General features: G+C 70.0%; 4 protein-coding genes and 1 pseudogene. 3 read left to right on the top strand and 2 right to left on the bottom strand.

Annotation, left to right across the window (positions count from 1 at the left end; translation table 11 throughout):
• Together V8688_RS30980 and V8688_RS30975 are read right to left on the bottom strand one after the other, a co-directional pair.
• A pseudogene (locus V8688_RS30980) lies at positions 1-523 on the bottom strand (hypothetical protein); the annotation flags it as partial.
• The gene (locus tag V8688_RS30975) at positions 510-1619 is read right to left on the bottom strand and encodes a hypothetical protein (protein WP_342802284.1); all 1110 of its coding nucleotides are present in this window, start codon (positions 1617-1619) and stop codon (positions 510-512) included. The pseudogene V8688_RS30980 and the gene V8688_RS30975, both read right to left, overlap by 14 nt.
• Positions 1620-1785: 166 nt before the next feature.
• Here V8688_RS30975 and trmB point away from each other — a divergent pair, with 166 nt between their 5' ends.
• The 3 genes from trmB to V8688_RS30960 all read left to right on the top strand — a co-directional run.
• Positions 1786-2619 (top strand): tRNA (guanosine(46)-N7)-methyltransferase TrmB, encoded by an 834-nt coding sequence (gene trmB, locus V8688_RS30970; protein WP_342802283.1) that lies wholly within the window; start codon positions 1786-1788, stop codon positions 2617-2619.
• Positions 2616-3338 carry an NYN domain-containing protein gene (locus tag V8688_RS30965; RefSeq protein WP_218718518.1) on the top strand — a complete coding sequence of 241 codons (723 nt, stop codon included), beginning with the start codon at positions 2616-2618 and terminating at the stop codon, positions 3336-3338. The genes trmB and V8688_RS30965 overlap by 4 nt, the downstream gene beginning before the upstream one ends.
• Positions 3339-5826 (top strand): MMPL family transporter (locus V8688_RS30960; protein WP_342802282.1); only part of this gene is annotated, 2488 nt, incomplete at its 3' end.

Raw genomic sequence — 5826 nt, 5'->3', positions numbered from 1 at the left:
GCAGGGCCGCAAGGCCGGAGCGGTCGAGCAGGGCGGAGTCGTCGGCGGCGCGGGCCGCGGCGGACAGGCGGGCCGAGACCGGCAGGATCGGCAGGTCGGTGACCCCGCGGGCCGCGAGCAGGGCGAGGCTGCGCTCGCGGATCGCCTGCCAGTCCTGATAGGCGTGGAAGCCGTTCATGGCGAGCACGATCCGCTGACCGGCGGCGCGCAGGCGCTCGATCAGGACCAGCATGTCGGCGCCGAGCACGCTGCCCGCGTCGAAGACGATCAGGGCGGTGGGCGGATCGGCCGACGCGGTGACGGCGGCCGGATCGGTCAGGTCGACGCGTGGTTCGAAGCGGGCCAGCTCGGTGCGCAGCAGGGTGGTGTTGGCGTCGTCGACCGCGTAGAAGGCGACGGTGGAGCCGGTGCCGGCCTGGTCCATCGCGCGCAGCAGGGCCGAGCCCTGCGGATTCCACCGCTCGACGACGGCGGCGAGCTCGTCGGACAGCGGCGGGTCGGCCGGTTGGTCAGAGCCCGGCACTTGTCATCCGTTCCCAGGCGCGCACGTAGCCGTTGTGCACGCGCAGGGCGGCGCGGCGGGCGGCGGGCGGCATATCGCTGGAGACCACGGCCCGCCAGCGGGACGCGCGCGCGAGCGCCTCGTCGGCGTCGGCCGGTGCGGGCGAGGGGTAACCGGCGGCCAGGTGGGCGACCTGCGGGCAGGCCAGTCCGGCGCACAGTCCGGCCCACAGCGCGTCGTCACCGGCGAGGTACTGCTCGATCAGCTCGCGGGCGTGGCCGCCGTCGGCGGGGACGGCGCGCGCGGCGAGGCGGACCAGCTCGTCGAGCAGTTCGCCCCCGCGCACCGCTTCCACCTGCTCGTAGCGGCGGTGCACGAGCCGGTGCAGCGGGTCGACACCGCCCGCCGAGTGCAGGATCTGGATCAGCGCGGCCGAGGTCAGATCGGGGTCGGCGCGCAGGGCGGTGAGGGCGCAGTCCACGCCGTAGAGGTCCCAGTGGGCGATCAGCCGCCTGCGCGCGTCCTGATCGGAGCCGGTGCCGATGAACAGATCGGCCGACAGCACCGACGGCACATCCGGGCCGACCGCCAGGCGACGCAGGTCGGACAGGTCGGCCGCGTCCACCGCGCCCGCCCTGGTCCGCGCGGCCACCGAAGCGACGACGGGCACGACCGGCAGCCCGAGTTCGCGCGCGGACCGCTCGGCGGCCGCGACCGCGTCACCCCAGCGGGCCCCCACCGCGTCGGCCTTGTTCAGCACCACGACCCCGCGCCCCGGCGGCAGCGTGGCGAGCACGCGGTGGTCGGCGGTCTGCGGCGCACCGGCCAGGACATAGACGACGAGGTCACCGTCGAGCACCGGATCCGGCTGGTCGGGCTGATCGACCGGCGCGGTCTCCTCCGCCGACAGCAACGCCAGCGCCCGCAGCACGGTGGACCGCCCGCTCAGCGCCCGTCCCGCGACCTGGATGTGCAGCGGCCTGCGCCGCCGCGCGACCGCGGCGGCCAGCTGCTCGGCGATCGCCGGATCGGTCCCCCGACCGGTCCGCAGCGCCGAGATCAGCTGGTCGAGCTGGTCAGATGTCCGTGACTGCGCGGATTCGGTGACTGTCGACATTCTGCGCACCCCCTTTTCGGAGGGCATTCTGTCAGATCCGGGGGTCGGCGGCCGTCGGGAACCGTCTGCCGACCTGGGGCAACACCGCCGCTACACCGCACCGATCCCCGGCGCGCGGTCCGGGCGGGCGCACGCGCCTGCGACGTAGCTCCGCGCATGCTGGACAATGGACGGCGTGAACGACGCCGCCAACCACCCTGTCGAGTCGGTGCCGGGGCAGCCGTCCACCGGCTCGGCCCATCCCAAGCTGTCCGAGATACCGCACGAGGCGGGCCGCCGCTCGACCACGGGCTCCCGGCTCTATCCCCGCGTCACGAGCTTCCGCTCGCGGCGCGGCGCGCTGACGCCGAATCAGCAGGTCTCCTGGGAGCGCACCTGGCCGGTGATCGGTCGCGACGTCGCCAACGAGCCGCTCGACGCCGACGCCTGGTTCGGGCGCAGCGCTCCGCTGGTCATCGAGATCGGCTGCGGCACCGGTACCGCCACGGCCGCGATGGCCCAGGCCGAACCGCACCTGAACCTGATCGGCATCGAGGTGTACCAGCCGGGTCTGGCCCAGCTGGTCTGCCAGATCGAGCGCGAGGAGATCGGTAACATCCGGTTGCTGCGCGGCGACGCTGTCGACGTGCTGGAGAGCATGGTTGCCCCGGAGTCGCTGACCGGCGTCCGCGTGTTCTTCCCCGACCCGTGGCCCAAGGCCCGCCACCACAAGCGGCGGCTGCTGCAGGCGCCGACCTTCGCCCTGATCGCCAGCAGGCTGAAGCCGGGCGGCGTGCTGCACGTCGCCACCGACCACGCCGATTACGCCGAGCACATCCTCGAAGTAGGCTCGGCGGAACCGCTGCTCACCGGCCTGAACGACACCACGGGCGGCGACAGCGCGGCCAACCGCGTCACCGCGCCGATCGGTTTCGAACGGCCCGTCACCAAGTTCGAGGGCAAAGGCCTGCGTGCCGGTAGCGCCATCAACGAGTTCATATGGGGGAAGATCGACAGATGAGCGTGAGTGAGATCGCCACCGAGATGCCGGATATCGCCCAGGGAGCAGCCGGCAGCGAGGCGTTGAGCAGTTCCGGCTCCGATGTCCGACGCGTCCTGCTCGTCTGGGACGCGCCGAACCTCGACATGGGACTCGGCGCCATCCTCGGTGGTCGTCCCACCGCCGCCTATCGTCCCCGTTTCGACGCGCTCGGCCGCTGGCTGCTCGCGCGCACGGCCGAGCTGTCGGTCGGCGCGAAGGGCCGCATCGAAGCCGAGGCCACCGTCTTCACCAATATCGCTCCCGGCACCGCCGACGTGGTCCGGCCGTGGGTCGAGGCCTTACGCAACGTCGGTTTCGCGGTCTTCGCGAAACCGAAGATCGACGAGGACTCCGACGTCGACGCCGACATGCTGGCGCACATCGCGATGCGCGAGCGCGACGGCGGTCTGGCGGGCATCATGGTGGCCTCGGCCGACGGTCAGGCCTTCCGCGAACCACTGGAAGCCATCGCCGCCAAGGGAATCCCTGCTCAGGTTCTCGGTTTCCGTGAGCACGCGAGTTGGGCGGTGACTTCCGATACTCTCGAGTTCGTCGACCTCGAGGACATCCCGGGAGTATTCCGGGAGCCGCTACCGCGGGTGAGCCTCGATTCGCTGCCCGACGAGGGTGCCTGGCTGCAGCCTTTCCGGCCGCTGTCGGCACTACTCACGTCTCGCCCTGGTCAAGGAGTCGCTTAAGTGTTCACCCGCTGGGGCGATCTGGTCTATCGGTTCCGCTTCGCCGTCATCGGTGTGGTCGGTGCTGCCATGTTGGCGCTGGGCGCCTACGGCACGGGTCTCGGCGATCGCCTGACGCAGAGCGGCTGGTTCGACCCGGGCTCGGAATCGGTGCAGGGCGCGCAGATCGCCGACGGCGCGTTCGGGCGCGATCACATGGCCGATGTGATCGTGATGTACAACGCCCCCGAGGGCAAGACGATCGACGACCCGGATTTCCAGAAGAAGGTCGTCGACAACCTGACCTCGCTGGTCGCCGAGTATCCCGATCAGATCGGCAAGATCAACGGCACCTACTGGAAGGTGGGCGACGCGCCCTCCGCGCCGTCGGCGTTCGGGTCCAAGGACAAGAAGCACGCGTTCGCCTCGATCGCCATCGTCGGTGACAACGACTCCACCAGCATGGCCAACTACCGGGTGGTGGCCGACGCCTTCTACATCCCGGGCGTCGACGTGGAGGTCTCGGGCCTCCAGCCGCTCGGTGTCACGCTCAACGACACCATCGCGCACGACACCAAGCGGATGGAAGTGCTGGCGCTGCCCGCCGTGGCGATCCTGCTGTTCTTCATCTTCGGCGGCATCGTCGCGGCCGCGCTGCCGCTGGTCATCGGCGGCCTGACGATCCTCGGCGCGACCGGCCTGGTGATGGTGCTGTCCAACTTCACCGAGGTCAACTCGTTCGTCACCGGCGTCGTCTCGATGATCGGTCTCGGCCTCGCGATCGACTACGGCCTGTTCATCGTGAGTCGCTTCCGCGAGGAACTGGCCGAGGGCTACGACACCAAGGCCGCCGTGCGGCGATCGGTGGTCACGGCCGGGCGAACGGTCGTGTTCTCCGCGACGATGATCATCGCCAGCCTCGGCGGCGTTCTGCTGTTCCCGCAGGGGTTCCTGCGTTCGGTCGCCTACGGCACCATCGCGACCGTCTCCCTCGCCGCGCTCACCGCGGTGACGATCCTGCCCGCAATGTTGGCGGTGCTCGGTCCGCGCGTCGACATGCTCGGCCTCAAGCGATTCCGCAAGAACAAGACCGCCGAGCAGATCGAGAACGGTTTCTGGGGCAACCTCACCCGATGGGTGATGAAGCACCCGCTCAAGATCGCGATCCCGGTCACGGTCGGCCTGCTGTTGCTGATCATCCCGGTCAAGAATCTCGCCTTCGGCGGCATCAACGAGAAGTACCTGCCGCCGGACAACGAGACCCGTGTCGCGCTCGAGCACTTCTACGAGGTCTTCCCGCAGAAGAAGACCGACCCCATCCAGCTCGTCTTCGTCGTCGGGTCCGGCGACAAGGCCGACACCGACGCCATCGGCCAGGTGTGGAAGCAAGCCAACCAGGCGCCCGGGCTGGTCGGCCCCTTCAGCGTGCCGTCGAACCCGCAGGACAACCGGACGATCTATCGCACCTCGGCGACCCTGGTCGATCCCACCGGCGGTGCCGAACCGACCATCGACTATCTGCGGTCGATCGAGGTCCCCGACGGCGTCGAGATGTACGTCACGGGTCAGCCCGCGCTCATGGCCGACAGTATCGACACGCTGCTCGGGCTGATGCCGTGGATGATCTTGATCGTGCTGTTCAGCACCTTCGTGCTGATGTTCCTGACGTTCGGTTCGCTGGTGCTGCCGATCAAGGCCGCGTTGATGAGCGCGCTCGGCCTCGGCTCGACGCTGGGCATCCTGACCTGGATCTTCATCGACGGCAACGGCTCCGGGCTGCTGAACTTCACCCCGCAACCGATCAGCGCGCCGGTCTTGATGCTGATCATCGCGATCATCTACGGCCTGTCGACCGACTACGAGGTCTTCCTGCTCTCCCGCATGGTGGAGGCGCGCGCGCAGGGCGCGTCGACCACCGAGGCGGTACGGATCGGCACCGCCCAGACCGGCCGCATCATCACCGCCGCCGCGTTGATCCTGCTGGTGGTGACCGGCGCGTTCGCGTTCTCCGACATGGTGATGATGCAGTACATCGCCTACGGCATGATCGCGGCGCTGTTCATCGACGCGACCGTGCTGCGCATGCTGCTGGTGCCCGCGATCATGAAGCTGCTCGGCGACGACTGCTGGTGGGCGCCGAAGTGGATGAAGCGGATCCAGGAGCGGATCGGCCTCGGCGAGCCCATCCTCGACGACGAGCGTCCGCAGAAGGGCGCCGTGGTCGACCTGGTGAAGACCACGCCGATCACCGATCCGCCGACCATGCAGATGACGGCGGTCCCCGACAGCAAGCTGGCCAAGACCCCGCGCCGCCCGCGCACGGTCGCCGAGATCGAGGCCGAGGCGCCGACCGCGCACCTGGACAAGATCACCGACCACACCGACCCCGCCGAGCCCGCCCGGCCGCGGCCGCCGATGTCGCCCGATCCGACGCGGCCACGCGCGCCGATGCTGTCCGGTGAGCCGACCCGCGTGCTCCCGGTGGCCAAGCCCGGCGCCGAACCGCCCG

Source organism: Nocardia sp. No.11 (genome assembly GCF_038752175.1).
Taxonomy (GTDB): domain Bacteria; phylum Actinomycetota; class Actinomycetes; order Mycobacteriales; family Mycobacteriaceae; genus Nocardia; species Nocardia canadensis.
The sequence above is the reverse complement of the archived record's forward strand: the minus strand, read 5'-3'. Positions and strand labels throughout refer to the sequence as shown.

Excerpts from the sequence above, each read along its gene's own strand:
- V8688_RS30975 (WP_342802284.1), bottom strand. The coding sequence starts at position 1,619 with ATGTCGACAGTCACCGAATCCGCGCAGTCACGGACATCTGACCAGCTC.
- V8688_RS30965 (WP_218718518.1), top strand. The coding sequence starts at position 2,616 with ATGAGCGTGAGTGAGATCGCCACCGAGATGCCGGATATCGCCCAGGGA.
- trmB (WP_342802283.1), top strand. The coding sequence starts at position 1,786 with ATGGACGGCGTGAACGACGCCGCCAACCACCCTGTCGAGTCGGTGCCG.